Raw genomic sequence first — 26,938 nt, forward strand, 5'->3', positions numbered from 1 at the left:
TCCTATATTTCTGTAGCTGTTACGAGCTTGCTCGTTTTACAGATACGGATACTCTTGAGTGCACTTTGTGCTTTTAACGCCCTCATATCTTACATTTCCAGTTTCTCCGTTAGGTTTTCCCATTCTTGCATGAGTTCTTCTTGCTGGTATGATAGGGTGTCGATTTCCTGTTGGAGATCGGTCAATTCGCCCACATCATTGGTCTCAAGCATGGCTCCTTGAAGTTGGGCTAAGCGATGTTCCATTTCATCAATTGTCGTTTCGATTTCTTCAATACGGCGTAGCATTTTGCGCTGCTCTTTTTGGGTTTCTTTTTGTGCTTGGTAATCGCTAGCACCTCTCGGAGTGGTCGTGTCCACTACCTCTGCTCGCTCTTCTCGTCTTGCTGACTGCTCTGCTTTTTTCTCCAGATAGTAATCGTAATCTCCCAAGTAAAGGGTACTACCTATCTCCGATAATTCGAGGACTTTGGTTGCAACTCGATTGATAAAATAGCGGTCGTGGCTGACAAAGAGCAGGGTGCCGTCATACTCAATCAGGGCATTTTCCAAGACTTCCTTGCTATCGATGTCCAAATGGTTGGTTGGCTCATCCAGAATGAGAAAATTATTGTTTTCCATGGACAATTTCGCTAACAAGACCCGCGCTTTTTCCCCACCAGAGAGCATGGCGATAGATTTTTTGACATCATCACCTGAGAAGAGAAAGGCACCCAGACGATTGCGGATATCCACTTCAGGGGTTGTCGGAAACGCAGACCATAACTCTTCCAAAACAGAATTGGACGGAGTGAGGGCTGACTGTGTCTGGTCGTAATAGCCGACTTCCACATTGACACCAAATTTGGCTTCCCCCTTGATAAATGGTAGCTGACCGATGATGGATTTGAGCAAGGTTGTCTTTCCGATTCCATTTGGTCCGACGATCGCAATGGCATCGAGCTTGCGCTGGTCAATGCTAATCGGCTCTGAGAGAGTCTCACCATCATAACCCACCGCCGCTTGCTCGACTGTCAGAACAATATTGCCCGAGATCTTGTCCGAATGAAAGGTCATATTAGCAGATTTTTGTCCCAAGGTCGGCTTATCCAAGCGCTCCATTTTCTCCAGTTGCTTGCGCCTTGCTTGCGCCCGCTTAGTGGTGGATGCTCGAACGATATTCTTCTGGACAAAGTCTTCTAGCTTGGTAATTTCTTTTTGCTGCTTTTCATAGTTTTGCCACTCAGTCAGCAACTTCTGCTCTTTTAACTCGACAAAAGTCGAATAATTGCCCACGTAGCGGTCCAAGGACGTCGCTGTTAAGTCCAAGGTCACAGTTGCTACCTTATCCAAGAAATAGCGGTCATGGCTGACAATGATGAGCGCTCCCTTGTAATGAACCAAGTAGTTTTCCAACCAAGCAATAGTCTCAATATCTAGGTGGTTGGTCGGCTCGTCAAGGACTAGCAATTCTGGTTTTTCAAGGAGCATTTTCGCCAAGGCCAAGCGGGTATTTTGTCCTCCTGAGAGGGCCGAAATCTTCATCTGCCACATAGAATCGTCAAACTGGAAGCCATTTAAAATAGCACGAATATCGGCTTCATAGGTGAAGCCACCCGCTAGGCGAAATTCTTCTGATAGGCGGTCATAGGTCTGAATCAACTGGTCCAGCTCAAGCCCTGTCACTTCCCCCATTTGCATTTCCATATCCCGCAAGTCTTGTTCTGTCTGGCGAAGCCCATCAAAGACTTGCAGCATTTCCTCATAAATGGTATTTTCGGATTCAAACCGGCTATTTTGCGCCAGATAGGAGAGGGATAAATCTTTCTTGCGATTGATCTCTCCGCTGGTCGGAGATTCTTCGCCTACTAAAATTTTCAGCAAAGTCGACTTCCCCGCACCATTTTTCCCGACAAGGGCAATCCGATCCCGTTCGCCCACCTGCAAATTGATATTTTCAAAGAGCACCTCACCAGCAAAGGAGCGCTCAATCTTATTTCCTTGTAATATAATCATAACCTTATTGTATCACATCTTCTGTCTTGCCCGTGATTAAGACAAGCGTTCTTCTAGCTGGAAGTCAATCGGTAGAAAAGACAATACCTCCTCTAACTGCTTGTCCCAGTAGTACCACTCATGTCGACCAGGCGCAGTCTGATAGTCAACCTCATAGCCTAACTCCTTAAAGGATTGAGCTACAAAGTTATTCGCAGGCAAGAGAAAGTCCTGCTCACCACACCAGATATACATCTTGGTCATTTTGTCTGCTTTTTTAGCCAGATTGATGAGAGAATGGGGATTTGTTGGACTTTCCCAGTCTGTCATCTCACCGAAGATCCCTGTCCAATAGGCCGGACTCCCCAAATTTTCTTTTCCTGGGTCAAAATCCTTAAAGCTCAAAGCTCCTGATAGGCTAGCGACATGAGAAAAACGGTTGGTTGCTAGAGCCAAACGCATTGCTCCATAGCCACCCATAGACAGCCCTGCAATAAAGGTTTTCTCCCGTTTGTCTGTCATATTGGGGAAAAATCGCTTCAACACATCTGGCATTTCAATTGCTAGCGCATCAAAATAAGGATAGCCATACTGGGTATTGACATACCAGCCATTGTGGGTATCTGGCATGACCACGATGAGATTGGTCTTTCTCACGAGGCGTTCTAAAGACGTCAAGCGTAACCAGGTCGTATCTCGTCCACCCATGCCGTGAAGCAGATACAAGACAGGTATATCTGTATCATCGGGATTGTCCACCCGCCCCTTATCAGGGTATAAGACTTGCACGGACAAGTCCAAATCCATTACTTGAGAATAATAGGTAATATTCATGAGGGCCATCTTTTTTCTCCTTTTCAATAGAAAAAGGTGCTGCCCTATTCAAGCAGCTGCCACCTTTTTTCTTGTTATTCTTGCATACTTTTAACTAGCCACTAGCCTTTCCGTTTTGATTTAGTGCTAGGCAAGATGCGTTAACGATATAATCCATTCAAACTGGAAAGCTATATTATTTTACCTCCATAATGACTGGCAGAATAGCTGGCCGTCTCTTAGTTTGGTCAAAGAGGTATTTTGCGAGTTCATCACGGACAGACGACTTGAGCTCTGCCCAGTCAAAACTATCCTTGGTAAAGTAGTTTTCTACCGTTGTATTGACCAATTCAGACGCTTCACGCAGAATATCACGGCTCTTCTTGACATAGACAAATCCGCGCGTATTGACCTTAGCTTTTGAGATAATGCATTTTTCACGACGGTTAACCGTAATCGCTACGATAAAGATACCATCTTCTGATAAAATCTTGCGGTCACGCAGAACGATATTTCCAACATCGCCGATAGCATTTCCGTCAATCATGACATCACCTGCTGGAACAGAACCATTATGGACAAATTCACCCTGCTCATAACTCATGATGTCGCCACGCTTGACAATGAAAATATTCTCTGGGTAAAGGCCGATTTCAAGCGCTGCTCGTGCATGGGCATCAAGCTGGCGGTACTCGCCTTGGACTGGGAACAAATACTTGGGGCGTAGGATATTGAGCATCAACTGTAAATCACGCGCATTCCCGTGACCTGATACCCGCAAGTTTTTGGTGATCGATTTGACCATACCACCTGCTTGGTAAATCATGTTTTCCACCCGCGCCACCACTGCTTCTTTGGAAATGGTTGGCGTGGTCACAATGTAGACCAAATCTCCGTCCTTGATTTCCACATAGCGGTGACGGCCGATGGACATTTTGCGCAAGCCATTCAACGGCTCACCCATACGACCGGTTTCCAAGATAATAAGCTCACTGTCATCAAACTTATTCATTTCTTTTGGCTTAATCAGCAAACGTTCGCTGACCAAGCGCAATTTTTTCAATTGAATGGCAGTGCGGACGATATTTTCCACATCATACCCTGTCAGTACGACACGGCGCCCCGTCGCCTCAGCTGCATCAAAAATCTGCTGGATACGAACAATGTTACTTGCAACCGCAGCCACGATGACCCGCCCTTCCCAATCCGCAATGGTATTGAAAATCTCCTCAGCTTCTTCATGCATGCTGGCCACCTGAATGTTGCTGTCTGCATTAGCAGAATCAGATAAAAGTGCAAGCACTCCTTCACTTCCAATTTCAGCTAAGCGACCAAAATCGGTCTTATAGAAGGGATCGGCTGCTTGATCAAACTTGAAATCGCCTGTATAGACAATATTTCCCTCGTCTGTCTTAATGACAACCCCTAGACTTTCAGGAATCGAGTGGGTCGTTTTAAAAAAAGATACGACAGACGTTCCAAAATCAATCTCTGTTTCGGCATTGATCACGTGAAAATCTTTAAATTTCTTAGTCGCATTGTAATTTTTAACGACTAATTTAGCGAGTTCAATGGTCAAATGAGATCCAAAAACAGGTACCCGTACATTTTCTAGCAGATAAGGCAAAGCCCCAATCGCATCGGCATGCCCGTGGGTCAAAAATACACCCGCTACACGCTTCTTATTTTCCACCAAATACTCAAAATTCGGTACAATCACATCGACACCAAGCTGTTCATTTTCTGGATATTTCAGCCCAGCATCCAAGACGAAAATTGTGTCATTGACCTCAGCGATGTAGAGATTTTTCCCATTCTCACGAACACCACCCAAAGCTATAATTTTTATGTCAGTCATGATAACTCCTTATTGATGATAATTACTAACGGTCCTTGGAGTTCCAAGTCGAATTACAGTCTTGCAATTTCTTGCATATCTGTACCATTATACCCTTTTTTCACGATTTTTTCAAAATATAGCTCAAAAAATCAGGACAAACGCATGAAGAAAATCACTCGTTGAAAAAACAATGAAAATCGCAAATTGTTATACATGTCTCACCGTTCAACTCTTTTTCCTGAGACCAAACTGTAAAAAATCTCTTTTTTATAATTTGGGAAGTTACGTTTTCTAGAAAAACAACGAGTATTTTCTATTTTTCAAAACATACTCACTCTTTTCAGAAAAAACAGGGTAATTTTTCTTCATGCATTGTCGTGTCAAAAAATCCCCAGTCTATCGTCTAACTGGGGATAATCGTCTATTCAAACAAATGGTAGTAATCTTCCAAGGTCATTGCTTCTTTTTCGGCTTTATTCAAATCTTTGATAATCCGTCCATCTTTCATGACGAGAAGACGATTGCCGTACTTGAGAGCGTCTTCCATCTGGTGGGTAATCATAAGGGCTGTCAACTGATCTTTGGTGACAAAGCGGTCTGTCAAGTCCATGAGAGCCACGCTCGTTTTAGGGTCAAGAGCCGCTGTATGCTCGTCCAAGAGCAATAATTCTGGGCGTTTCAAGGTTGCCATCAAGAGGCTCAAGGCTTGGCGTTGACCACCTGAAAGAAATTCAATCGGTGTGTCCAAGTGCTTCTCAAGTCCGTTGCCAATCTGGTCAATGGTCGCTTGAAATTCTTCCTTATAGCTATTTAGCTTACGAGGCACGAGCCCTCGCCCTTCTCCACGGAACTTTGCAATCAAGAGATTTTCTGCAACCGTCATTCGGGGAGCTGTTCCCATTTTCGGGTCTTGAAAGACACGGGCTAGGTACTTGGCCCGCTTTTCAGGTGAGAGTTCGGTCACATCTTCGCCCATGATGCGAATGGTTCCGCTCGTAAGGGGCAAGGTTCCAGCAATCACGTTGAAAAGCGTTGATTTTCCTGCCCCATTTCCCCCTAAAATCGTGATAAAATCATGCTCATGAATGGTCAAAGAAACCTGATTTAAGATGACCTTTTCTTCATCAAAGCCATTATTGACCACTTTGGTGGCATTTTCTAATTCTACAATTGCTGTCATTTGCTAATGGTCACTCCTTTGAAGAATTTTGCTTTTAGGGTTGGAATCATGAGACAGATTGCCAAGATTACAGCGCTATAAATGCGGAGATAGCTCGTGTTAAAGCCAAGTGCAATTACCGCCCAGATAAGAAATTGATAGGCAATCGCTCCTAAAACAATGGTCATCAAGCGTTCTGCCAAGGTCAGGCTCTTAAAGAGCACTTCGCCGATAATCAGACTGGCAAGACCAACAACGATAACCCCAATCCCACGGGAAACATCTGCATAACCTTCCTGTTGGGCAATTAGAGCCCCTGCTAAGGCAATCACACCGTTTGATAAGACCAAGCCCATCAGCTCCATGCTGTCCGTATTGATACCAAAACTCCGTGCCATATCGGGATTGTCTCCCGTTGCGATATAGGCCTGTCCTAGTTTCGTATCAAGGAAAAAGAGGAGGGCCACAATAACCAAGACCACAAAGACAAGACCTGCTATCAAGTTATTGATCGAACTACTAAAGGGAAGGTAATCCTGAATTTGCTTCGTTCCTAACAACCCAAGATTGGCCCGTCCCATAATCATCAGCATGATGGAGTGGCAAGAGGTCATGACCAAGATTCCTGAAAGAAGCGTTGGAATTTTCCCCTTGGTATAAAGGAGTCCCGTTGCCAAGCCTGCTACACAACCTGAAAGGATCGCTACTAGGGTCGCAAGAAAGGGATTGACGCCACTACTAATCAGAGTGACTGCTACCGCACCTCCCAAGGGGAAGCTTCCCTCTGCTGTCATATCTGGAAAATTCAAAATCCGAAAGGTCATGTAAATGCCAAGCCCCAAGATAGACCAGACGAGACCTTGTGATACTGTTGATACAATCATATTTTCTTCCTATTATTTGTAAGAAAAGAGCGAGCCATTTGAGGCGATAGCCCATCCTCACTCGCTTCTCTCCTTTTTGTATTTACTCGACAATTTCACCAGCAGCTTTTTCGACGTCTTCTGGAATAGTAATGCCTAGTTCTGCTGCCACTTTTTTGTTAATGATTGGTGTACCTTGATCCACCACATCAACTGAGGTCTCAGCAGGTTTTGCACCTTTCAAAATCTTCGCTACCATTTTTCCTGTTGAAATTCCAAGACCGTGTTGACTGACAACAACAGATGCCAAACCACCTTCTTTGACCATGGTGTCCGCACTCGGGAAGATGGGCACTTTTGCTTCTTTGTTGCTAGCAACTACTGTCTTAAAGGCTGAAGCAATCGTATTGTCTTGTGGAATCCAGATAGCATCGACCTTGCTGGTCATAACAGACATGGTTGCAGCAATCTCGTTGCTAGACGGTACAGGATAGGCAAGCACAGTATAGCCTTCTTTTTCTGCTAACTCCGTAAATCTTTCCACATTCAATTTTGAATTGTCTTCATTACTTGAGTAGAGAACACCGAGTGTTTTTGCATTTGGCATCATTTTTTTAATCAAATCAAGTTGTTGAGCAATCGGTTCTGGGCAGGCAACCCCTGTCACATTGGCACCTGGTTGTTCAAGACTTTTCACTAATTTCGCACCAACTGGATCCGTGATAGCTCCCATTACAACTGGCAGATCACTGGTTGCGTTGGCAAGACCTTGAGCTGCTGGTGTAGCGATTCCGACCAAGACTTGATTGCCGTTTGAGACCAATTGCTTACTCATGGTCGCAATTTTCCCTTGGTCACCCTCAGCATTCATAAAGTCAATCTTAATCTTATCACCTTTGTAGCCCTCTTCTGCAAGACCGTCTTGAATTCCACGGTAAATCTCATCCAATGCTTCGTGAGTTACAAACTGAAGCACCCCAACCCTAACCGTCTCACCCTCGACCTGCGGCTTCTTGTCATTCTTTTGGTTAGTGAGGAAAATTCCACCAACAACAACGGCTACTAAAGCTACAATCGTTAACAATAAATTCTTGTTTTTCATATCCAATCTCCCTTTGGTTTACAAACTATTTGTATCTGTTTATGCTCTATTTACCTTTTTGATATTTTGGTAAGTATAGGAATTATGAAAGATAGAACTAGTAACACCAGTGTCCTCTAAGTTGCATCACTTACAGACCGTCCATCATTCTAAAAGTCATTTTTGCCACATACTACCAACGCCATCGCTTCTTCATCATTTCATCCTCCTCATATAGCGCCTCTTTTATCACACTATAGAAAAAGCCCCCGCATACAAAAACTGTATGCGAGGGCGTCAATGACACGGTGCCACCTCACTTATGGAGACTGTCTAGAATATCTCCATCTCTCAAGCTCCTCTATCAAGGAGTTGCACGGTAAGGGGTGCCAACCGAATTCTCATTGTTTTGAATTCAAATCATAACCTCAGCCCATTTCATAAACATCCGCTACTTGTTCGCAATACCCACAAGCTCCCTGAAAACATCCTGCTTATTACTTCTTCTGATTAGTACACATTATAGACCTTCTCTGTTGCTTTGTCAATAGTTTTTTGAAAAAAATTTAAAAAATGGTATAATTGAGAGGCGAAACAAGATACGAGGGCGTGAAAAAAGCGACTGAAAAATAGGAGCTTTCCTTGTGTTCAATGAACACAAGGAAAGCTATCCCTAAAGGGATTCTCAGCTGTAATCGGCTAAAGCCGAAACAGTTGCCTATCTTTTTCGTACAGAGTTTAGGGCGTGTTCGATTAAGTAAGATACGAGAGCGTGAAAAGCACAAAGTGCACTCAAGAGTATCCGTATCTGTAAAACGAGCAAGCTCGTAACAGCTACAGAAATATAGGAAATCTGACGAGTGAAAAGCTCCAGTGGAGGTTTTCAGCCCAATCTCTAAAGGTAGCCACAGCTGTAACTCGCTAAAGCGAGAACAGCTACCTATCTTTTTCACACAGTGCTTAGCTCGAATTCAATTGCATAAGATACAAGGGCCTATAAAGCACAAAGTGTCCTCTGCTTGAAGAAACGCTCCACTGGATAGTTTCCAACTCTGACAGGCTTTACAGTTGATAGCGAACAAGTACAGGTACTAAGAACCTAAACGACGGATATACAGAAACTAGAAATACGAGGAATCGACATGTCTTTTGACGGATTTTTTTTACACCATATCACAACTGAATTACGAGAGGCGCTTGAGGGGGGAAGGATTCAAAAGATCAATCAACCTTTTGAACGGGAGCTGGTCCTTCATATCCGTAGCAATCGGACGAGCCACAAACTGCTACTCTCTGCCCATCCAGTCTTTGGACGTGTCCAGCTGACCCAGACTGAATTTACCAATCCCAAGGTCCCCAACACCTTTACCATGATTGTTCGGAAATATTTGCAGGGCGCTATTATCGAATCAATCCGCCAATGGGAGAATGATCGTATCTTAGAATTGATTGTATCAAACAAGGACGAGATTGGCGACCATATCAAGGTCAGTCTCATCATCGAAATCATGGGTAAGCACAGCAATATTCTCCTCATTGATAGGACAGAGGAACGGATTATTGAGGCGATTAAGCATGTTGGTTTTTCACAAAATTCCTATCGGACGATTCTACCGGGCGCAAGCTATATCCGTCCCCCTGAAAACAATCAGTTCAATCCCTTTACGATTGGGAATGAAAAGTTATTTGAACTACTCAGTACGAAGGAACTTACCCCCAAAGGACTACAAACGCTTTTTCAGGGCTTGGGGCGCGATACCGCAACGGAATTGGCAGAGCGTTTGACAACAGACAAACTCAAGACCTTCCGCAACTTTTTTGGACAAACTTGTAAGCCAACAATAACGCAAAAATCTTATTCTGCCGTGCCGTTTGCTGACAGTCAGGAAACATCTTCTAGCCTTTCTCAGCTCCTTGACTACTACTATCAGGACAAGGCAGAAAGAGATCGGGTGGCCCAACAAGCGCAGGAATTGATCAAACGGGTGGCGAGTGAATTAGAGAAAAATCACAAGAAACTTCTCAAGCAGGAACAGGAACTCCTTGACACCGAAGGTGCTGAACTCTTACGTCAAAAAGGGGAATTACTGACGACCTACCTCCACCAAGTGCCCAACGACCAATCAAGTGTCACCTTAGATAATTACTATACCGGTGAGCCCTTGACCATTGAGCTAGATGTCACCCTTACCCCTAGCCAAAATGCCCAGCGCTATTTCAAGAAATACCAGAAATTAAAAGAAGCAGTTAAACACCTTAATACCTTAATCGAAGAGACCAAGTCAACGATTACCTACCTTGAAAGTGTTGACACCATGCTGGGACAGGCCAGCCTTGCTGAAATTGAGGAAATCAGAGAAGAATTGATTGAGACGGGCTATCTCAAGCGCCGTCATCGTGAAAAAAGGGCAAAACGCCAGAAACCGGAGCGCTATTTAGCGTCAGACGGAAAAACCGTTATTCTTGTCGGAAAAAATAATCTCCAAAATGATGAATTGAGCTTCAAAATAGCCAAAAAAGGGGAACTCTGGTTCCATGCCAAAGATATTCCAGGAAGTCATGTCATCATCATGAACAATCTTGAACCGAGCGATGAAGTCAAGACTGATGCCGCAGAATTAGCGGCCTACTTCTCCAAAGCTCGCTACTCCAACCTCATTCAAGTCGACATGATTGAGGCCAAAAAATTACACAAACCGACTGGTGGAAAACCTGGCTTTGTCACCTACCGCGGGCAAAAGACGCTCCGCGTGACACCAGATGAAACGAAGATTAAGTCAATGAAACAATAAAGGATCGAAACATGAGCGAAACAATCAAAAATTATGTCAATGTTTGTATCAAAAAAGGCCAGCAAGTCCTGCTCTTAGACCGCCAACATGATGATTTCAATGGCTGGATTCAGCCCGGTGGCAAGGTCGAATTTCCAGAGAGTTTCTTTGAAGCAGCTGTGCGCGAGGTTAAGGAAGAGACGGGTCTGACCGTCCTCAATCTCCAACTAAAGGGAATCTCAGGCTTTACCAATCCAATCGGAAACGAACGCTATGTCTACTACGACTTTCTCTGCGAGGAGTTTGAAGGCGAGGTTCTAAGCAGCTCACCTGAAGGGACACCAAAATGGTGGCGGATTGACCAGCTCGACCAGCTTGACATGCAAGACGATATCCGCGACCGACTGCCCCTCTACTGGCGTAAGGGTTCCTTTGAGCGGATTCACTACTGGGATGAAGAAAACCATTGCGTTTCACATACAGAGGAAAAACGCTATTATTGACACTCAAAAAAGAGGTTGCGACCTCTTTTTTGTTTTCTTCACTCTGCTTTGTCAATATCTTCTCGTACCTCTTTGGCATTGAATTTGGCAAAGAGGAACTGGCGGTCCTGAACGGGGAAGCGTTGATCCAGCTGGTCAACTGCTCCCACTTCAACAAAGCCTTGACTGATGACATAGTCCATGACATGCCCGCCAAATCTATGGTCATCAGAGATAAAGTGCAGATGATAGCCCGCGACACTGACCCCATGGAAAATCTCAGGAGTCCAGATTCCCACAATAGTGCCCGAGATATCTTCTGCGGTGTATTCTGGCTGGTGCGTGGCGACTTCCGCAAACTTCATATCTGACGTGGATTTCGGAATCATTCGCACATGCATTTTGGAAAAATGCCCACGAATTTTAATCGAACGAAAAAGGTTTTCCCCGTCGTAGTAAGACTCAATTCGCTCCTGCAATTCCTTATCGGTCATCTCAAAACGTTGCTTGAAAATGACCTCTGCTTGATGAAAAATAACTGCTGCATAAGGTACCTTGACATCATGCGCTACTTCTACCACCTCGGGCCTATCCCCTGACCCCTTGGCCTGATAGGCTTTACCGTCCAGTACAATCAGTTCTCCGTCAATTGAATCAAGCGTTCCTAAGCCCAAATCACCGTGTTCTAACAATTCTCCGACTGTCAGAGAGCCACCATACAGACCAGCCATCAAGGCACCGAGTGTGTTATACTGAAATAATTTATTTGCTTCCATTCCTTATCCTTGATTATAAAATTCTTGCATGAGAAGATCATCTGGCACCAATTGCAGGTAACGACTGGCCAAATCTTTAGCCTCTTGCACTCGACCTAGCTTTCGCAATAACTCGGTATAATCTGCCAAAAATTCAGGATTTTCCGCCAAATCTTGCTGCAAATGCTCAAAGAGAGTAAGTGCCTCTTCATCTCGTTCCAAGGCCTGATAGGCTTTGGCGATATTCCAAACAGCTAGGACATGGTCCAACTCTTCCGAATAGAGAGCAATAGCTTCCTCATACCTTTCCTGATCTAAGTAAAGATTGGTCAAGCGTAGAATGACTTCATTTTCATCGTCCACATCAGGCTTAGCCTGTAAGAGATAGGCTTCTGCCGCCTCCACATCATGGTCCTCGTAGGCATACTGAGAAGCCAGCAATAACAGGGCTGGATCGTATTCATTTTTGGTAAGTCCTTTTGCTACCATCTCCCGTGCCTCCGTCAACTTATGCTCTCCATGTAACGCCTGGGCATAGACATATTCATAGCCTTCAAATTCTGGATTCATGGTGTCTAATTGCTTGAAATAAAGAGCTGATTTCTGATAGTCTTCTCGGTCTAGCAAGAGGGTCGCAAGCTCAAAGACCGTCTGATCATCGTAGGCCAGCTCAACTGATTTTTCCAAAAATTCAATTGCCACTTCAAACTTTCCAAGGCTGGCATAGGCAAGACCAATCCGCTGATAGGTCGACACCCCTGTCCATTCATGGATTGCCCGATTGTCCAACTGGGCATAATACTGAATGGCTTCCTTGTACTCCTGCAACTCCATATCTAGCTCGGCTAGACCAAACAAAATCACTGGATCATCCGATAAGCGACTAGCTTCCAAGAGTTTTTCTCTGGCAACATCGGCCAAACCCTCTGACTGATACAAGTCTGCCTTGACCACCAAGGCTTCCAGATAGGCTGGATTGTCTGGCTGAATCGTTTCCAAATAACCAAATGCTTCTTCTGTCAAACCGTCTTCATTGGCAATTTGGGCAAGCTGAATCGCAAGCTCAGGGTAGCTGTCCTGCAAACGCAGGTAAATTTCCTTTGCCTGCGGCAGAAAACCAATGCTTTCTAGATAAGCTGCCAGGTCTAGCAAGAGCTCATCGGAATCAGTCTCCAAGGCACGCTGAAAATATTTCATCGCCTTTGGTAAGTCTTGTTGTTCTAAGCAGACCAGCATTTTTTCACTATTGTTCATCCAACCCCTCAATTCCTTCCGCTTCTGGCTCATACAAGCCACTGTAATCCTTGTACCATTCAAAGATAGCCTTTAAGACTACCTTGATAGAGGCATAAATCGGAATTCCAAGGAGCACTCCCACCACGCCAAACATCTGACCAGCTGTCAAGAGGACAAAGAGAATGGTAATCGGATGGATATTCAAGGAGCTTCCGATAATCAACGGCGTCACAAACCGTCCCTCAATCGTCTGCTCCACCGCAAAGACAATGACGACCTTAATCAGCATAAATGGCCCTGCAATAGCCCCCAAGATAAGGGCTGGAATCATGGCAAGGAAGGACCCAAGATAGGGAATCAGGTTCAAGAAACCAGCCACAATCCCTAAAGTAATCGGGTAGCTAAGACCAATCACAGAAAACATAATCGAAAACATCAAGGCCACAATGGCTGCAACCGTCACCTGACCGCGAACGTAGTTGGACAACTGGCTATTGACATCGGTCAAGACATCACCGATAGATGCGCGCCATTGGGTTGGGAGATATTTGGTGATGTGTGCTTTCAGGTATTGCCCGTCACGCAGAAGATAAAAGAGGATAAAGGGCATAATCAAGACCGCTACCACCACCTGCGAGGTCGCACTAATCAAGTTTTTAGCCCAATCAACTGCGCTTGACGACAATTTTTGCGCAAAGGAAATAATGTAGCTATTAACATTGTTTAACACTTCCAAGGCTGTTGGTCTGAACTGCTCAAAGCGATCGTCCTGTAAGAGAGACGTCACCTGTAGTTCAATTTCTTGAATATAGGTCGGGAGATTACGAGCAAAGCTGACGACCTGCTTTTGAATACTTGGAATGGCAACCGCTAAGCCCCATACCAAAAGAAAGGCGATCACCACAAAAAGAATACCAATCGCAACGGTTCGTGACACCTTGTATTTTTCCAGCAAATCAACCATGGGATTGAGCAAATAGTAGAGCAAGCCCGTCAAGAGCATCGGCAAAAGAATAATCTCAAGGAAACTAACAATTGGGCTGAAAATAAAACTAATCTTGGTCAAGACCAGTATGGTCAGCAAGACCAAGAGCGTCACTAGAAAAAATGTCACTGCCTGATTGTTGACAAACCATTTAAAAAGCCAAGACCTGTAAAACTTTGGTTGCTTATCGTCCATATCAAACCTCTTTCTTGTATCATCGTTTCATTTTGATGTAGTACTCGGAGTTAGACAAGACGCGTTACAAGGTACTAGATTAAAACGAAATGACTCTATTTTTTCTATTATACCATGTATCCCTCATTTTCGGGTGATAGAAATCATCAGGACAAACGCATGAAAGATTTTTAGAGAGAAAATAAAGTTTTCTGTATTTCATAGTTCAGATTTTTCATAAAGCATTGAGAGGGTTTAGTGTTTTTACTATAGAAGAACCTTACACTAAACTGTTTCTATTCAGGGTATCATTCGAAACGGTTGTTTCGTGCGTTTGTCCTGAGAAATCACTGGTTCAAAGGACTTTCTCCACAAAATATGGTATAATTCTTTAAATACTAAAATGTGAGGACTTGATGATGACACTTTATTTTGGAACCTATACTCGGAGAGATTCAAAAGGTATCTACACAGCTGACTTTGATCCAACAACAGGTGAGTTATCCAACCGTCGTTTGGTAGCAACTGAGCCAAATCCGACCTATCTTGCCTTTGCAGACGACCATGCGCTTTATTCTGTAGGAGCTAAGGACAGTCAGGGGGGACTAGCTGCTTTTTCGCCAACCTTTAACCTCATTAACCATGCCGTCGCAGAAGGTGCGCCGCACTGCTACGTATCTGTCGATGAAGAACGCGGTCTTGTCTACGGTGCCAACTACCACAAGGGGCAAGTCTTGGTCTACAAACGCTTAGAAAATGGCGGACTAGAACAAACAGATATGCAACAACATGAAGGTTCAGGCCCCCATGAAAATCAGGCTGGACCACACGTGCATTTCGCTGATTTGACCCCTGACAAATACCTCGTAACCTGCGATTTAGGAACGGACGAGGTTGTGACTTACAAGGTATCCGACCAAGGCAAGCTAGCACCACTTGCCCGCTACCATGCAACACCAGGCGCTGGTCCCCGTCATATCGTTTTCCACCCAACCGCTAAAATCGCCTACCTTATCTGCGAGTTAAATTCTACCATTGAAGTGCTGATTTATGACGGCCTAGGAGAATTTGAACTCATGCAGACCATCTCAACCTTACCAAGTGACTACACAGGTTTTAATGGCACTGCAGCCATCCGCCTGTCAAACGATGGAAAATTCCTCTATGGTTCAAACCGCGGTCATGATTCGATTGCTGTTTACAAGGTGTTAGGAGATGCCAGTCTTGAACTGGTGGAAATCGTTCCAAGCCTTGGCAAGACCCCGCGCGACTTCATCCTTAGCCCTGACAATCGCTTCCTGATTGTGGCTCACCAAGACTCAGATAATGTCAGCGTCTTTAGGCGCGATGCAGAAACAGGCAAACTGACCAACCTATCTTCTGACTTTATCGTCCCTGAAGCTGTCTGCGTCACATTTGCATAAGATAAAACGCTTGAAGCCGATCATTGGCTTCAAGCGTTTTTTATAATCGTTCCATCAAGTCACTCAGGTGTTGGATAGTCATATCGCTGACATTCTCTCTTTGCCTACCGTTATGCGGCCCCATTCCTTGTAAGACATGCACCGTCCGCATGCCAAGTTCCTTAGCAGGAAGAATATCATTGTCCATGCGGTCACCGACGTAGATACAATTCCTCGCAGGGCTCTCGGCTTGTCTTAGTCCATAATCAAATATCGCTCGGTCAGGCTTTCGATAGCCAACTTCCTCTGAACAGACAATGATATCAAAAAAATGCCGAATCCCAAAGGCTTCTAAGCGCTCCGCGAGTCCCCTACCTTGATTAGCAATAATGCCGAGACTGTAGGACTGACTGAGATACTCTAGCGTTTGAAGGACGTCAGGATAAAGTGTTTCCCCCGCATGATTCCATCGAGGGCGCAACTTATCTGGCAAACCATACCAAGCCCAAGCATTTCTGATCGGAGCCTGACCACTTTCTGATAATTCTTTCATTTTTTCAAAAAATGCTGCCGCCGTAACTGTCTGACCATGATTCGTTAATACCTTTGCACATTCTGCCGCAAATCGCTGATAGGTCGCTGTTTCATCTACCAGAGTTGAGCCGACATCAAAAAATATCCAGTTTAGCACTCTCTTCTCCCACTATTTTGTTTCCCGTTTCCAATCAAAATGGGTTCCGTTGACACTGTAAGCCTCAAAGCCACTGCGATTTAAAACCGCAGCTGCTTGATTGGCATAGGTACAAAACAAGCCTCGACAATATAAGATAATCGTCTTATCCTTGTCCAGTTTTTCCAAATTATCCTCTAACACGGCATAGGGGATATTGAGCGCACCTGCTACATGGTCAATTTCAAACTCGACCTCAGACCGCAAATCGACTAGTTGAGCTTGGCGGGCAAAGACCTTATTTTTAGCTTCTGCCAAGTCAGTGGTCTTAATCTGATCGTCGGTCGCAATGAATTGTTGCTCAATAAAGCCCAACATCGGTGATTGCTCCTCGCTAATCTGGTGAATATCGTGCAACAAATGCTCAACTATTTCAGATGAAACACTGTACCAGACATATTTCCCCTCTTTTTTCAGGGTCACCAGACTAGCTTCTTTCAACACTTGGAGATGCCGAGAGGTATTGGCAATGGTCATATCTGTCATTCGAGCCAGCTGCTCTACGGATTTAGGGCCATGAATAAGCCTGTGTAAGATTTCTAACCGTTTTTCACTGGATAGTGCTTTTCCGATGCGCACGTATTCCTTGAAAATCTGATCCATGTACTGTCTACTATCTACCAAAGTCCTTGACACTCCTCAATATATTCCAACCACGCATCAATAAAATTCTATTCAATTAACTACTAATTTTCAATATCTTAAAACATCCTTCATAAATATTAATTTTAATTTAAGATGATTTATAATTTGAATTTTTCAAGAACATTAATGCTTAATCTTCCTATTGTTTTATTTTTCTCATAGTCAGATAATTTTTTCAAAAAATCTATCCCTCGTGGAAATTGATATAAAAGATATCTATACTTAGATGAATCAAACGAAATTAAAGATATGAGTACTTGTTCAAGTACCTCCTCATCAGTACAGAATATTAAATTCATTAGTAGAAGAAAGGCATTCAAGTCATCATACCCGTCTAAGCAGTAAGCTAACTTGAACTTGTAGGATGGTTTTTTAATCTTACATCCGTCATATAATTTTTTCCATTCATCTTGATTTAAAGATGGTAGGAGGGTATCCATAATATATTCAACATCCACATCATAAAATGTATCACCTAAATAAGGGTGTGACAAAATTTTATCTAACTCTTTATAGTAGTTCATCTAAAATCCCCCTGGATAAGAAAGATTATTACCTGTAGGATAGGCACTAATAACATCAGTTTCACGTTTAATTACATCAATACTCACTCCATTTATTTTGTTACGATGGAATGTAGCTCCATCGCTGTCTCTTATTGCTAATGGAACCCCTTCTCCAACTGTTTTAATCGAATCTATCATATCTTTATCACTCCAAGTTTGAGGGAACAAAGTTGAGTTTTTTATGTTTGAAACTTCTCCGTTATCTAATTGCTTAACAAAGTCAACAGAAGCAGTCCCATCATTATTAGTTCTTACGGTTTGAATTGCATAATTTAGATTTGAGTTATTAATTTTAGGTGAATGACCGTGATGATGTGACAAACGCCTATAGCACTAGGGAAATATTATTAAAAAACATATAAAGCTATTTTTTGCTGCACTTCTTACTAAAACTAATAAGTATTTCGCCAGTTGCTTCAAAATCTAATCAATAAAATTCAATTTCCCAATAGGTACTGTCATGAATTTCTAACCTAATCATTACATATTCCACACCTTTTTCAACAGATACAAAATTAATGGGAATTGTAGAAGAAATTAATATCAAATTATTTATATCGTTAATTGCCTTTGATAATATAAAAAGTTCTTCCCAATCCATTCTATAGCCGTATTCAGCATTTAATACCAAATCTTCAAATTCTTGCATAGTCATATTTCCTGGTGCAATTCCTATGGCATCAAATTCAAAAATATACCAATTATCATGATTATACGGTATTTTAGAAAGCAGTTCATAAAAAGTCACTTTCACACCGTCATTTAACATATACCCACTCAGTTTCATGGAATCTCTAGCTCACTTTCTCCTAGCCTTTGTCGACCTCCCCCTGTAGAATTATTTACATAGTTATGTTGATGAGGATTATGGTATTCTCGAGGACGTCCATAGTCAGTATCGTCATTTCGTTTATACCTAAAGGTAGCCACAGCTGTAACTCGCTAAAGCGAGAACAGCTACCTATCTTTTTCACACAGTGCTTAGCTCAAATTCAATTACTAAGATACAAAAGCTCGTTGACACGAGTTACACTCGTTTTATTTCCAACCTCCAACAGTCTTCCAGACTATTGGAGCGAGTACTAAAAGGAAACGAAAAGACTATAAAATCAATATCTATATTTATCACTAAATTACCATTGGAATCATACTCCCTCACTTATAAATTTTAATAAAATTCTATGAAATTTATAGCATAAAAACTATCGTTCAACATCACTGGATGTTCCTCTATTCCATTGGCATCTTTCTGAAAACAAAACATACCGAAATCACCTTCACAAATAGTTAGCTGAGAGGAATTAGTAACATTATTCTCCCTATTCAACTCATTAATATAAACAATATCATCTCCAACTACATTATCAAAATCAAGCTCATATATACTAAATATCTCATCACCAAATACTTCGCCACCTCCATAATTTTTTAACCACCATTTAAAACTTTCCGGAAATGGAAACGATAATCTTTTTTCAGCTTTACCAATCCAATAATCACTCATTCCTTCTCCGTAAGGTGCAAAATCAACACCCTCAGTACTCTCTATAACATATTTTAGTCTATTTATTAAATTGTTATCCATGTTTATTCACCTCATTCTACCAAATTCTTAACTCTATTTTCCCAATAATTTCTTCGCCAATTATCAAATTCTGAGCGGTTGATACCAGATGGTAGTTGACCTGTATTGATATGTATTGCGTTGTAGTTTTTGTTATGGAAAGACTGGTAACTTCTGCAACAGTACCATTATCATTTTTATTTACCATTAATAAAAACTAATCTAACAATGTTAAATATCTAAAGGTACAACTTCTAAGTATTGTACTGGAACTTCATCTACTAACCATATATTACCATCTGGATTATAAAATTCTATGCCATCTTTCCAAGCTAATGACGAAGCAATACAAAAAATTGTAACTTCTACATTATATCTCAACGCAACCTGATAAGCTGTCTCTATATTTTCTGATAGATGTACATACTGCCTAGATTGTTTTGATAGTCCCTGTTTTAAGATAGATATTTTATTTTTACTAGGTGAACCATGATATAAATACTTTGGGGGCTTTTGAGAATCGTATTGAATAGGCTTATCAATTGAATGTCCATATAAAGCCCGGATTCTGCCTGCACTAACTTCATGACTTTTTTAGGAGAGTTTAATATCACATTGTGAATATCTGACCAACCAAACTTCATTCTTGAGACATCAATAAAAGAATCAATGCACACCCAACCATGAGAATCACTTTTCAAATGGTACTTTTCAAGCGCGGGTCTCAGAATATACGAACACTCTTTGCTTAATTTATCCAAATCCATCATCAATCACCTCAAAACCTGAACATATAATATTGTAAGTATCGTAACTATCAAGTAGTAAATTAAAGTGTCTAAGAGGGGTACTGCTATTTTGAAGGACATTAAATAGTTGACGATTGTTTAACTTCAATTGTTGAAGCCTATCCGAGTTAATAATTTCTAAAACCCTGTCGTATGCTTTTCCATGATTAGCAAAATGGGAATATGTTTTCCTGAATTCAAATACTCCATAAAATTTCAATATAACTATATAAAAATTATCATCATCGTCGTACCCTCTTAAAGTAATATTCACATCCCTTCCTTTAAATTCCACCTCTGGAGAGACAGAGAGTAAAGCAGAAAACATTGGTAATTCATACAGTATCTTATTTTCCATACTACTGACCTCCACTCTTTCCTACCAATTGGCACATCTTCCGAAGAATGTTCTTAAGGTTATAGATCATTACGCCACCCCTACTCTATCTTTACATCACCAATAACATTAGTAATGGATTGCTTTAAAGAATCACTGTTAATGCATTCAGAGAATTTAACATGATAGAGGGTTCCTTCTATCAAATCTAATTTAAGAACGATATTCCTATACTCTGCTAAATTTCTATATAATTCTTCCACCGTATAATGTCTATTAGTGAGAATCAATGTGCACTCCTCAATATATTGGCACTGATACAAATAGTCAAAAAAAGCTTTTATTGTTACCTCTGTAAAGTGATTAAATCTGGTATCTGCATTAAAATCAATTAATTTGTCTCTCCTAGTAATACTTTCCTGAAGATCTCCTTCATATTTTGAATACGAAAGAAGATTAGATAAATATATATAGCCAGATCCTGTCTTCTTTATAACTTCATATACCACAGTAGCAATTATAGTAGCATTATCGAAATATTTATCATATTGAAATTTCAACTCTTCCATATTTAATCTCCCAGCCACTTAAGAAATGAAGGACCCATTCTATAATCAATTTTATAACCTTAGGTGGGCGGGGAGCTAGGAAAAAGAGGACGGAAAACGAGGAAATCTTTCTAGTGTTTTCAAAGTCCTCGCTGACTAGCTCAAGCGCCTACAGCACCACGGAATACTATCTGAATATATCCAATCGTTCTATTTTAACATTTCCCAGATTATCAAAGGAATACCGTTGACTGCCTTTTTCAAACCAACGTTTGAGAACAACATCATATAGCATATAATCTGACTTTTCACGAATCCAATTGGCATCTAGCCCATAGGGCTTTATACTCTAACACTTCCTTGGTATCCGTCAGCTGTAAACTTGGTAAACCTTTAGTGGAGCTGAAGTTATATATCCCTTCTAATGCTTCCTTCAGAGTCTCTCTTCTTTTTGTAGCTTCATCTTCTACATCATAAGCAGCGGTCGCAAAAACTAAAGATGTGTCTGAATTAGAGATTTCTAAACCTTCAATCATTCTATTACCTTTATAGTACCAGCTCATATATAAAAATATATTTGATGATATTTTTTTTTGTATTCCAATGCTATTACATCATTAAATCCTATCACAACTGCTAGACTTTCATCTTTTTGCAGTAAGGTATTTTTTATTGGTAAACTTTTAATACTATCTGGATATCTAAATGCTTGACTGCTATTTAACACATTACTTAAATTAGGAAGCCTAACAAGGTCGTCTGGATAAAGCGCTGCATAATTCATCTCTTTAAAGACATTATCTAATGATTGATATTCTCGCCCTCTCTCTACATGTAGGTATATTTTATAGGAAAGAATAAGTAAAAGCGGAATGGCAACTATATAAAGCAGCCTTCTCATCGTTTTCTTTTTCATCTAGTCACCTTTCTATTCACTATAATCTGACTTATGTCGTGCCAGATGCCCAATAAAGTTATAGGCTACTGGATTCTTCGTGCGTAATTGAATAAGCGCATCTCCGTCACTACCAGCCTTAATCCCAACCGCATCATAGACTGTCTGCTTAATATTCGATAAACCGCCATTGTTTTTGACAAATAGATCCGCTCGATTATATCTTCCTGATGCGATGCCATCATAATATTGGGTACTCGCGGTCGCATAATCGCTATTATTTTGCTTCATCAACGCTACAATATTCACCGCATCTAAATCAGCTTTATAATCTGGATTATTGATACTTGGATTTTTTCCTAATGTAATATCTCCAAGCCAGCCAGATAAATGATTAGTATATTGATGACTGTTCGTTCCTTGACCTTTCAGAACTCCATATAAATTGGCTAAACGTAACGGATTACTATACAAATGTGTTGCAGTCGTAATACTTTGATGTGCAAAATCTGAATATTGAAAATCTATATCATTTGATTTCTTATATTGAGTTTTTATAACATTACTCAACCTATCATAATCACTCTGAGATAACTTGTAGTTAAACCTCATCTGCACAGATATACCAGCAAACCTATCATCATCGCTCTTAGGATCATCCACCACACCAGCAGTTCCATTCCACTGTACTGACGCTTTAAACCATTGCATTTTCTTCTTAAAACCCTTAGGAGGGGTTTCATCATTATAAACAATCCCACCTATCAATCGATTGAAGATGTAGTCCGCATTTTTACCATCTACTTGTTGGACTTTTTGATATAACTTCCAGATAAGCTCAGCTTCGTCACTCTCAAATCCGTATTGTTTCATCAGATTTTGCTTAAAGTCATAGGCTACTGTCGTCTGACCACTATCAAAGGATATCGTGCTGGCATGAACGGTTGTTCCCCCAGTTGCTTTGCCTGCAGATTGACACACATGGCGCATCGTGTCTGCCAAGGCTTTCGTCCAGTTTAGTGCGAGATTGCCTGCTTCACGAATATGGAAAGCGGCTTTTGCTCCGACAGCTGATGCATAGTCACTTCTAATCTTCGCTTTCTGCGCATCTGTATAATGGTTTGGTTGAGCTTTCATCATCGTATGCTGGACAGTGGCGACAGCCGCTCGGACAGTAACGGAAACAAACTGAGCAGTTGTCTTAATCGGTGCTACAATCATAGAGGCAAACCTCTTTATGCCAGCTATGAAAGCAGACGCACTCGAAGAAGATTTCCTTCCTCCACCCATGGTGGTAAGTACAAGGCTATGCCCACTCGGGTCGGTGTAGTTGACAGGATTATTCTGGACATAGGCATAGCGATTCTGGCTGAGGGAATTCGTTAGCTCTCCCTGGTAGCTGTCTTCTGTCAGGAAGGTGCCCGCTCTGCTATCATAATACCTTGCACGTAAGTAGTCTAATCCTGTGACATCTCTTGCTTCGCCATTATAGGCATAGGGATGGCCTGTCTCATCTGTCGTGGTCTTGGTTGCACCGTAGAGATTGTAGCTGGTTGACGCTACTGCCTCACCACCTTTCGTCAAGCCTGTGACAGAACCTGACTGGTTGGTCAGATACTGGTAGTCATGACCTGTCTGGTTGTTCAGGTAGGAGTTTCTACCATAGCCATAGCTATAGGTCTCCCGTGCTTTCAGGTCATGGTCATAGCTTTGAAGGACTTCGGTATGGTTGCGATTGATGTCATTGACATAGTTGCGTTCTTCATAATACTCATAGGTATATTCTCGTGTGGTGTATGGGATGAGGACATCTTTCACCTCTGACGCATAGGTCACTTTACCCTCTCCTGGTAAATTACCAAAAGAAAGTAAAACACTCCTGTTTCCGGTTTATACTAGTTTGAACAGGAGCGTTTTATTGTTTCTCATCTCAGGGAGGCAATCTAGATTTCCAGTGCTTTTTCACTGTATCTTACATACTTAGAAGTGCGATATCACTTCTATATTACCTAGTCCTATCCCAGAAAAAATGCTGTTCCTTTATTTGAACTTTTGCTATAACAATGTCTTGGCATATGATATCAATAGACATATTATCCATAATGATCTTGGCTCTTAGCAAAAAGTGACTGTGCTGTGAAACCGCTATATCTTGAGCAGAATAGGTAGTATTTGGTAAAATGAATGTATCTTTAACATCGTACTCTCTGCCAAACACATCCGAAAATCCCTGTATATCTTTACGTTGTCTTACCCAACCAGCATCTGTTTCATAGCTTACTTTAAAGCAGCGTAAAAATTTAATTTCCCAACAAAATTCTGTCTCCCTATACTCCTTGTAGCTTTGAATATAGAGCTTCGCTTCATCTCCAAAGTATTGTATATTAAAATCTAATACCTGAGAATCCCAATAATCCATTCGATTGATTTTTTCTTTTATTTCTTCAATATCTGACATTCTGAGAACTCCTTGTTTATTTTCCAAGCCATGGTATATGAGCATCTGGACTCTTCTTAGATACAATATTGCCATTCACATCTAAAGAATCGTTGAACCTATCATAAAAATGTATATGATCATATTTGGTAACTGTATCAGGTGGATCTATGCGGATAATAGGATGCGGACTAGAGCCATCATAAATATGTATAAACCCATTGTGTTCATGAATAGTCCAGCCCTTATCTGTTGGTACTGATCGACGAATATCATCAAGTGACATAGATTGAATATCTTTAGGAGACAATTTATCAAGACTAGTTATTGCCCTATTAGCATCCCCCACATCGTCAATGGCATCCGCAGTTTTCAGCCCCTTAGAGGCTCTATAAGCCCTCGTCGCATCACTAATATCGTCTACTGTGTCAATCGTTTTAGCGGCTGTTGCAACTTTTCCTATTTTACCAACTTTGCCAACTTTCCCTAATTTGGTAATTGGAAATGCATAGGTTGCCAAATCAAGGGCTAATCCTCCAGCTGCTACCCATCTATTGGCTTTATCCCCTGTCACAGGGTCTTTTCCAGTCAATACACGCTTGACATTATACCAACCACTGAGTTCACCACCGAGCGTCTTAAAAAGTTGTAGCGTTGCTTTCCTAGATGCGTCTAGTTCTTCATCGGTCATCAATTTCGGCCCAACAGAAGCGTTAGATTGAGGTTGGTTACTTGTACTAGAAGTTCCACTCCAACTGGCAACACCACCTAAACGAACTCCATAATTACTGTCACTGACACGGCTGGCATTACCTTTCTTTCTTGTAGATTGACCAGAAGTAGTTGAGTGATAACGGGAACTTGGCCCAGCTGTACTATCCCAGCTGGCAACTCCTCCACCTCCAAAGCTAATAGTTCTTGGCCTCCACCCTTTATCTCGTGCCTTGGTCGCTTTCGGATCACACACATGTCGCATCGTGTCTGCCAAGGCTTTCGTCCAGTTTAGTGCGAGATTGCCTGCTTCACGAATATGGAAAGCGGCTTTTGCTCCGACAGCTGATGCATAGTCACTTCTAATCTTCGCTTTCTGCGCATCTGTATAATGGTTTGGTTGAGCTTTCATCATCGTATGCTGGACAGTGGCGACAGCCGCTCGGACAGTAACGGAAACAAACTGAGCAGTTGTCTTAATCGGTGCCACAAGCGTAGAGGCAAAGCTCTTTATGCCAGCTGAGAAAGCAGATGCAATCGGAGATTGTTTTCGTCCCCCTCCCATGGTGGTGAGGACAAGGCTATGCCCACTTGGGTCGGTGTAGTTGACAGGATTATTCTGGACATAGGCATAGCGATTCTGGCTGAGGGAATTCGTTAGCTCTCCCTGATAGCTGTCCTCTGTCAAGAATGTTCCAGCTTGGCTATCGTAATACCTTGCTCTGAGGTAGTCAAGTCCTGTACTATCACGAGCTTCGCCATTGTAGGCATAGGGATTACCTGTCTCATCTGTACTCTGCTTAGTAGATCCATAGAGCTTGTAGCTGGTTGAAGCTACCGCCTCACCACCTTTGGTCAAGCCTGTGACAGAACCTGACTGGTTGGTCAGATACTGGTAGGTTTCATTGGTTTGGTGATTGAGGTAGGAGTTTCTACCATAGCCATAGCTATAGGTCTCCCGTGCTTTCAGGTCATGGTCATAAGTGTAGATTAGCTTGGACAGTTCCCTTACCGTCCTTGTCTGAAACCGTCATGGTCTCAGTGTATCATAAATAGAGAATGCCGTGGCGATGTGAAAAGCACCCATGGAGGGGAGCTCCATAGGTGGCGGGGAACTAGGAGAAAGAGGACGGAAAACTAGGAGCGTTTTCAAAGTCCTCGCTGACTAGCTCCAGCGCCTACAGCGCCACGGAATTTCTTTTAATAATCAATCAACCAAATAAACATTAAATGACTTTTTCTTACCTTCAACAACATATTTTTCTACATCTCCATCCCACCATTTTACTGTATCTTTGAGAATAGCTAAAAAAATTCTTTTAGAATTTGCATCATTCGCAAATAAATATCTAGAATTATCTATAAAAATATGTATATTGTCTGGAATTATATAACTTGGACGTTCAAGCCTATCTTGTAAGGCATCCCAATTCCCATCAACCAAGTCATCAATATCAAAAAGACTAGCTAACTTCAAAACAGCATCGTACTCAGTTTGTATATTTTTCCCATCAAAACTTACGGTAAAGCAATTTCGATATTTAATTCTTAAAAATATCTTATTGAACTTGCTTATTTTACTAAATATATTCATTATTTATCATTCCACCTTAATAAAATTTTTGTAATGCTAATCAGTATAGTATACACTTCCATCACTTCCGCGGACGAATCTCTCTGCATCTCGACTATCACCTGCTATTTTAGAATTAATATCATATTCCTTATAAGTAATTTTGTTACCAGAATTATCAAAATTAGGCAAATAATTTTTATCATTTTTAAATTGACCACCGGCTTTCGTACCAGTAGTTTGTCCCTTGTACGTTCCTTTCCAATTATTACTAGAGTATCCTTTGTAAGCATCTTGAACATTATCTGGTAAATCAGATAGCGCCTTTGAACCACTTAATCCTTTTACACTATCCCCCACATCATCAATGGCATCCGCAGCTTTCAGCCCCTTAGAAGCGCTATAAGCCCTAGTCGCATCACTAACATCATCTACTGTGTCAATCGTTTTAGTGGCTATCGCTAGTTTTCCTACTTTGCCACCTTTCCCTAATTTGGCAATTGGAAATGCATAGGTTGCCAAATCAAGGGCAAGCCCTCCAAGTGCTAACAATCTATTGGCTTTATCCCCTGTCACAGGGTCTTTTCCAGTCAATACACGCTTGACATT

The 26,938-nt window shown here is 41.7% G+C and carries 30 protein-coding genes and 1 pseudogene; 3 read left to right on the forward strand and 28 right to left on the reverse strand.

The features are described from left to right. Window positions 1–89 precede the first annotated feature (89 nt). The 6 genes from E4T82_RS09470 to trpX all read right to left on the reverse strand — a co-directional run bounded on the left by E4T82_RS09470 (window position 90) and on the right by trpX (window position 7,750). Complete coding sequence (locus E4T82_RS09470) at window positions 90–1,994, reverse strand: ABC-F family ATP-binding cassette domain-containing protein (RefSeq protein WP_135182590.1); 1,905 nt, start codon at window positions 1,992–1,994, stop codon at window positions 90–92. A 36-nt stretch (window positions 1,995–2,030) separates the two neighbouring features. Continuing rightward, window positions 2,031–2,816: an alpha/beta hydrolase gene (locus E4T82_RS09475; RefSeq protein ID WP_135182591.1), complete on the reverse strand. Its 786-nt coding sequence runs from the start codon at window positions 2,814–2,816 to the stop codon at window positions 2,031–2,033. A 166-nt stretch (window positions 2,817–2,982) separates the two neighbouring features. After that, window positions 2,983–4,644 carry a ribonuclease J gene (locus tag E4T82_RS09480; protein WP_135182592.1) on the reverse strand — a complete coding sequence of 554 codons (1,662 nt, stop codon included), beginning with the start codon at window positions 4,642–4,644 and terminating at the stop codon, window positions 2,983–2,985. A 403-nt stretch (window positions 4,645–5,047) separates the two neighbouring features. Beyond that, on the reverse strand, window positions 5,048–5,806 hold the full coding sequence (locus tag E4T82_RS09485; RefSeq protein ID WP_135182593.1) for an ABC transporter ATP-binding protein: 759 nt from the start codon (window positions 5,804–5,806) through the stop codon (window positions 5,048–5,050). Beyond that, window positions 5,803–6,669 (reverse strand): ABC transporter permease, encoded by an 867-nt coding sequence (locus E4T82_RS09490; protein ID WP_135182594.1) that lies wholly within the window; start codon window positions 6,667–6,669, stop codon window positions 5,803–5,805. Before E4T82_RS09490 ends, E4T82_RS09485 begins: the two co-directional genes overlap by 4 nt. Before the next feature lie 82 nt (window positions 6,670–6,751). Beyond that, window positions 6,752–7,750 carry a tryptophan ABC transporter substrate-binding protein gene (gene trpX, locus E4T82_RS09495; protein WP_135182595.1) on the reverse strand — a complete coding sequence of 333 codons (999 nt, stop codon included), beginning with the start codon at window positions 7,748–7,750 and terminating at the stop codon, window positions 6,752–6,754. A 1,121-nt stretch (window positions 7,751–8,871) separates the two neighbouring features. On the opposite strand from trpX, the gene E4T82_RS09500 reads away from it, so the two are divergent. Then, window positions 8,872–10,521 (forward strand): Rqc2 family fibronectin-binding protein, encoded by a 1,650-nt coding sequence (locus tag E4T82_RS09500; RefSeq protein ID WP_135182596.1) that lies wholly within the window; start codon window positions 8,872–8,874, stop codon window positions 10,519–10,521. An 11-nt stretch (window positions 10,522–10,532) separates the two neighbouring features. Next, a complete protein-coding gene (locus tag E4T82_RS09505) occupies window positions 10,533–11,003 on the forward strand; it encodes an 8-oxo-dGTP diphosphatase (protein WP_135182597.1) in 471 nt (156 codons plus the stop codon). A gap of 38 nt (window positions 11,004–11,041) precedes the next feature. Here the strand turns inward: E4T82_RS09505 and budA are convergent, their stop codons facing one another. Genes budA through E4T82_RS09520 form a run of 3 tightly spaced genes read right to left on the reverse strand, consistent with a single transcriptional unit; the run spans window position 11,042 to window position 14,153 of the window. Continuing rightward, entirely contained in the window at window positions 11,042–11,758 is a 717-nt protein-coding gene (budA, locus tag E4T82_RS09510) for an acetolactate decarboxylase (RefSeq protein WP_135182598.1), read from the reverse strand. 3 nt (window positions 11,759–11,761) lie between these two features. Next, window positions 11,762–12,991, reverse strand: a complete 1,230-nt coding sequence (locus E4T82_RS09515; RefSeq protein WP_135182599.1) for a tetratricopeptide repeat protein — start codon at window positions 12,989–12,991, stop codon at window positions 11,762–11,764. Beyond that, a complete protein-coding gene (locus E4T82_RS09520; protein ID WP_135182600.1) occupies window positions 12,981–14,153 on the reverse strand; it encodes an AI-2E family transporter in 1,173 nt (390 codons plus the stop codon). Before E4T82_RS09520 ends, E4T82_RS09515 begins: the two co-directional genes overlap by 11 nt. 398 nt (window positions 14,154–14,551) lie before the next feature. On the opposite strand from E4T82_RS09520, the gene E4T82_RS09525 reads away from it, so the two are divergent. Continuing rightward, on the forward strand, window positions 14,552–15,556 hold the full coding sequence (locus E4T82_RS09525) for a lactonase family protein (RefSeq protein WP_194185888.1): 1,005 nt from the start codon (window positions 14,552–14,554) through the stop codon (window positions 15,554–15,556). A gap of 40 nt (window positions 15,557–15,596) precedes the next feature. Here E4T82_RS09525 and E4T82_RS09530 read toward each other — a convergent pair whose 3' ends face one another. The 19 genes and pseudogenes from E4T82_RS09530 to E4T82_RS09625 all read right to left on the reverse strand — a co-directional run. Continuing rightward, window positions 15,597–16,226 (reverse strand): HAD family hydrolase, encoded by a 630-nt coding sequence (locus E4T82_RS09530; RefSeq protein ID WP_135182602.1) that lies wholly within the window; start codon window positions 16,224–16,226, stop codon window positions 15,597–15,599. A gap of 12 nt (window positions 16,227–16,238) precedes the next feature. After that, entirely contained in the window at window positions 16,239–16,889 is a 651-nt protein-coding gene (locus E4T82_RS09535; protein WP_135182603.1) for an ArsR/SmtB family transcription factor, read from the reverse strand. A 119-nt stretch (window positions 16,890–17,008) separates the two neighbouring features. Continuing rightward, the gene (locus E4T82_RS09540) at window positions 17,009–17,434 is read right to left on the reverse strand and encodes a hypothetical protein (protein WP_135182604.1); all 426 of its coding nucleotides are present in this window, start codon (window positions 17,432–17,434) and stop codon (window positions 17,009–17,011) included. Continuing rightward, entirely contained in the window at window positions 17,435–17,797 is a 363-nt protein-coding gene (locus E4T82_RS09545) for an EndoU domain-containing protein (protein ID WP_135182605.1), read from the reverse strand. Window positions 17,798–17,903: 106 nt separating this feature from the next. After that, on the reverse strand, window positions 17,904–18,263 hold the full coding sequence (locus E4T82_RS09550; protein ID WP_135182606.1) for a hypothetical protein: 360 nt from the start codon (window positions 18,261–18,263) through the stop codon (window positions 17,904–17,906). A gap of 381 nt (window positions 18,264–18,644) precedes the next feature. Beyond that, the gene (locus E4T82_RS09555; RefSeq protein WP_135182607.1) at window positions 18,645–19,061 is read right to left on the reverse strand and encodes an SMI1/KNR4 family protein; all 417 of its coding nucleotides are present in this window, start codon (window positions 19,059–19,061) and stop codon (window positions 18,645–18,647) included. An 11-nt stretch (window positions 19,062–19,072) separates the two neighbouring features. Further along, window positions 19,073–19,195 (reverse strand): annotated as a pseudogene (locus tag E4T82_RS13200) (HNH/ENDO VII family nuclease); the annotation flags it as partial. Between the two features lie 76 nt (window positions 19,196–19,271). Beyond that, window positions 19,272–19,607 carry an RNA 2'-phosphotransferase gene (locus E4T82_RS13205; protein WP_135182620.1) on the reverse strand — a complete coding sequence of 112 codons (336 nt, stop codon included), beginning with the start codon at window positions 19,605–19,607 and terminating at the stop codon, window positions 19,272–19,274. Further along, on the reverse strand, window positions 19,496–19,810 hold the full coding sequence (locus E4T82_RS13210; protein ID WP_135182608.1) for an RNA 2'-phosphotransferase: 315 nt from the start codon (window positions 19,808–19,810) through the stop codon (window positions 19,496–19,498). Before E4T82_RS13210 ends, E4T82_RS13205 begins: the two co-directional genes overlap by 112 nt. Further along, window positions 19,794–20,186: a hypothetical protein gene (locus tag E4T82_RS09575; RefSeq protein ID WP_135182609.1), complete on the reverse strand. Its 393-nt coding sequence runs from the start codon at window positions 20,184–20,186 to the stop codon at window positions 19,794–19,796. Before E4T82_RS09575 ends, E4T82_RS13210 begins: the two co-directional genes overlap by 17 nt. Window positions 20,187–20,266: 80 nt before the next feature. Continuing rightward, window positions 20,267–20,734, reverse strand: a complete 468-nt coding sequence (locus tag E4T82_RS09580) for a hypothetical protein (RefSeq protein WP_135182610.1) — start codon at window positions 20,732–20,734, stop codon at window positions 20,267–20,269. Window positions 20,735–20,900: 166 nt separating this feature from the next. After that, window positions 20,901–21,008: a TipC family immunity protein gene (locus tag E4T82_RS13215; RefSeq protein ID WP_416222663.1), complete on the reverse strand. Its 108-nt coding sequence runs from the start codon at window positions 21,006–21,008 to the stop codon at window positions 20,901–20,903. Window positions 21,009–21,021: 13 nt separating this feature from the next. After that, entirely contained in the window at window positions 21,022–21,249 is a 228-nt protein-coding gene (locus E4T82_RS09585) for a hypothetical protein (RefSeq protein WP_135182611.1), read from the reverse strand. A gap of 23 nt (window positions 21,250–21,272) precedes the next feature. Beyond that, window positions 21,273–21,629, reverse strand: coding sequence for a hypothetical protein (locus E4T82_RS09590; RefSeq protein ID WP_135182612.1), 357 nt, complete (start codon window positions 21,627–21,629; stop codon window positions 21,273–21,275). A 12-nt stretch (window positions 21,630–21,641) separates the two neighbouring features. Then, window positions 21,642–23,444, reverse strand: coding sequence for an RHS repeat-associated core domain-containing protein (locus E4T82_RS09595; protein ID WP_135182613.1), 1,803 nt, complete (start codon window positions 23,442–23,444; stop codon window positions 21,642–21,644). Between the two features lie 169 nt (window positions 23,445–23,613). After that, entirely contained in the window at window positions 23,614–24,066 is a 453-nt protein-coding gene (locus tag E4T82_RS09600) for a hypothetical protein (protein WP_135182614.1), read from the reverse strand. 16 nt (window positions 24,067–24,082) lie between these two features. Beyond that, entirely contained in the window at window positions 24,083–25,615 is a 1,533-nt protein-coding gene (locus E4T82_RS12850; protein ID WP_228065132.1) for an RHS repeat-associated core domain-containing protein, read from the reverse strand. 348 nt (window positions 25,616–25,963) lie between these two features. Continuing rightward, window positions 25,964–26,350, reverse strand: a complete 387-nt coding sequence (locus E4T82_RS09620; protein WP_135182615.1) for a barstar family protein — start codon at window positions 26,348–26,350, stop codon at window positions 25,964–25,966. 36 nt (window positions 26,351–26,386) lie between these two features. Continuing rightward, window positions 26,387–26,938: ribonuclease domain-containing protein (locus tag E4T82_RS09625; RefSeq protein ID WP_135182616.1), on the reverse strand; the 552-nt coding region annotated here is incomplete at its 5' end.

Origin of the sequence: Streptococcus cuniculi (assembly GCF_004570575.1) — a bacterium.
GTDB classification, from domain to species: domain Bacteria; phylum Bacillota; class Bacilli; order Lactobacillales; family Streptococcaceae; genus Streptococcus; species Streptococcus cuniculi_A.

Coding starts and splice junctions, on each gene's coding strand:
- E4T82_RS13215 (WP_416222663.1), bottom strand. CDS start 21,008: ATGCTATATGATGTTGTTCTCAAACGTTGGTTTGAAAAAGGCAGTCAA.
- E4T82_RS09475 (WP_135182591.1), bottom strand. CDS start 2,816: ATGGCCCTCATGAATATTACCTATTATTCTCAAGTAATGGATTTGGAC.
- E4T82_RS09590 (WP_135182612.1), bottom strand. CDS start 21,629: ATGAAAAAGAAAACGATGAGAAGGCTGCTTTATATAGTTGCCATTCCG.
- E4T82_RS09585 (WP_135182611.1), bottom strand. CDS start 21,249: ATGATTGAAGGTTTAGAAATCTCTAATTCAGACACATCTTTAGTTTTT.
- E4T82_RS09555 (WP_135182607.1), bottom strand. CDS start 19,061: ATGGATAACAATTTAATAAATAGACTAAAATATGTTATAGAGAGTACT.
- trpX (WP_135182595.1), bottom strand. CDS start 7,750: ATGAAAAACAAGAATTTATTGTTAACGATTGTAGCTTTAGTAGCCGTT.
- E4T82_RS09485 (WP_135182593.1), bottom strand. CDS start 5,806: ATGACAGCAATTGTAGAATTAGAAAATGCCACCAAAGTGGTCAATAAT.
- E4T82_RS09505 (WP_135182597.1), top strand. CDS start 10,533: ATGAGCGAAACAATCAAAAATTATGTCAATGTTTGTATCAAAAAAGGC.
- E4T82_RS09620 (WP_135182615.1), bottom strand. CDS start 26,350: ATGAATATATTTAGTAAAATAAGCAAGTTCAATAAGATATTTTTAAGA.
- E4T82_RS09520 (WP_135182600.1), bottom strand. CDS start 14,153: ATGGACGATAAGCAACCAAAGTTTTACAGGTCTTGGCTTTTTAAATGG.
- budA (WP_135182598.1), bottom strand. CDS start 11,758: ATGGAAGCAAATAAATTATTTCAGTATAACACACTCGGTGCCTTGATG.
- E4T82_RS09470 (WP_135182590.1), bottom strand. CDS start 1,994: ATGATTATATTACAAGGAAATAAGATTGAGCGCTCCTTTGCTGGTGAG.
- E4T82_RS09515 (WP_135182599.1), bottom strand. CDS start 12,991: ATGAACAATAGTGAAAAAATGCTGGTCTGCTTAGAACAACAAGACTTA.
- E4T82_RS09500 (WP_135182596.1), top strand. CDS start 8,872: ATGTCTTTTGACGGATTTTTTTTACACCATATCACAACTGAATTACGA.
- E4T82_RS09580 (WP_135182610.1), bottom strand. CDS start 20,734: ATGGAAGAGTTGAAATTTCAATATGATAAATATTTCGATAATGCTACT.
- E4T82_RS09480 (WP_135182592.1), bottom strand. CDS start 4,644: ATGACTGACATAAAAATTATAGCTTTGGGTGGTGTTCGTGAGAATGGG.
- E4T82_RS09575 (WP_135182609.1), bottom strand. CDS start 20,186: ATGGAAAATAAGATACTGTATGAATTACCAATGTTTTCTGCTTTACTC.
- E4T82_RS09550 (WP_135182606.1), bottom strand. CDS start 18,263: ATGAAACTGAGTGGGTATATGTTAAATGACGGTGTGAAAGTGACTTTT.
- E4T82_RS09525 (WP_194185888.1), top strand. CDS start 14,552: ATGACACTTTATTTTGGAACCTATACTCGGAGAGATTCAAAAGGTATC.
- E4T82_RS09540 (WP_135182604.1), bottom strand. CDS start 17,434: ATGAACTACTATAAAGAGTTAGATAAAATTTTGTCACACCCTTATTTA.
- E4T82_RS09600 (WP_135182614.1), bottom strand. CDS start 24,066: ATGTCAGATATTGAAGAAATAAAAGAAAAAATCAATCGAATGGATTAT.
- E4T82_RS13210 (WP_135182608.1), bottom strand. CDS start 19,810: ATGATGGATTTGGATAAATTAAGCAAAGAGTGTTCGTATATTCTGAGA.
- E4T82_RS09490 (WP_135182594.1), bottom strand. CDS start 6,669: ATGATTGTATCAACAGTATCACAAGGTCTCGTCTGGTCTATCTTGGGG.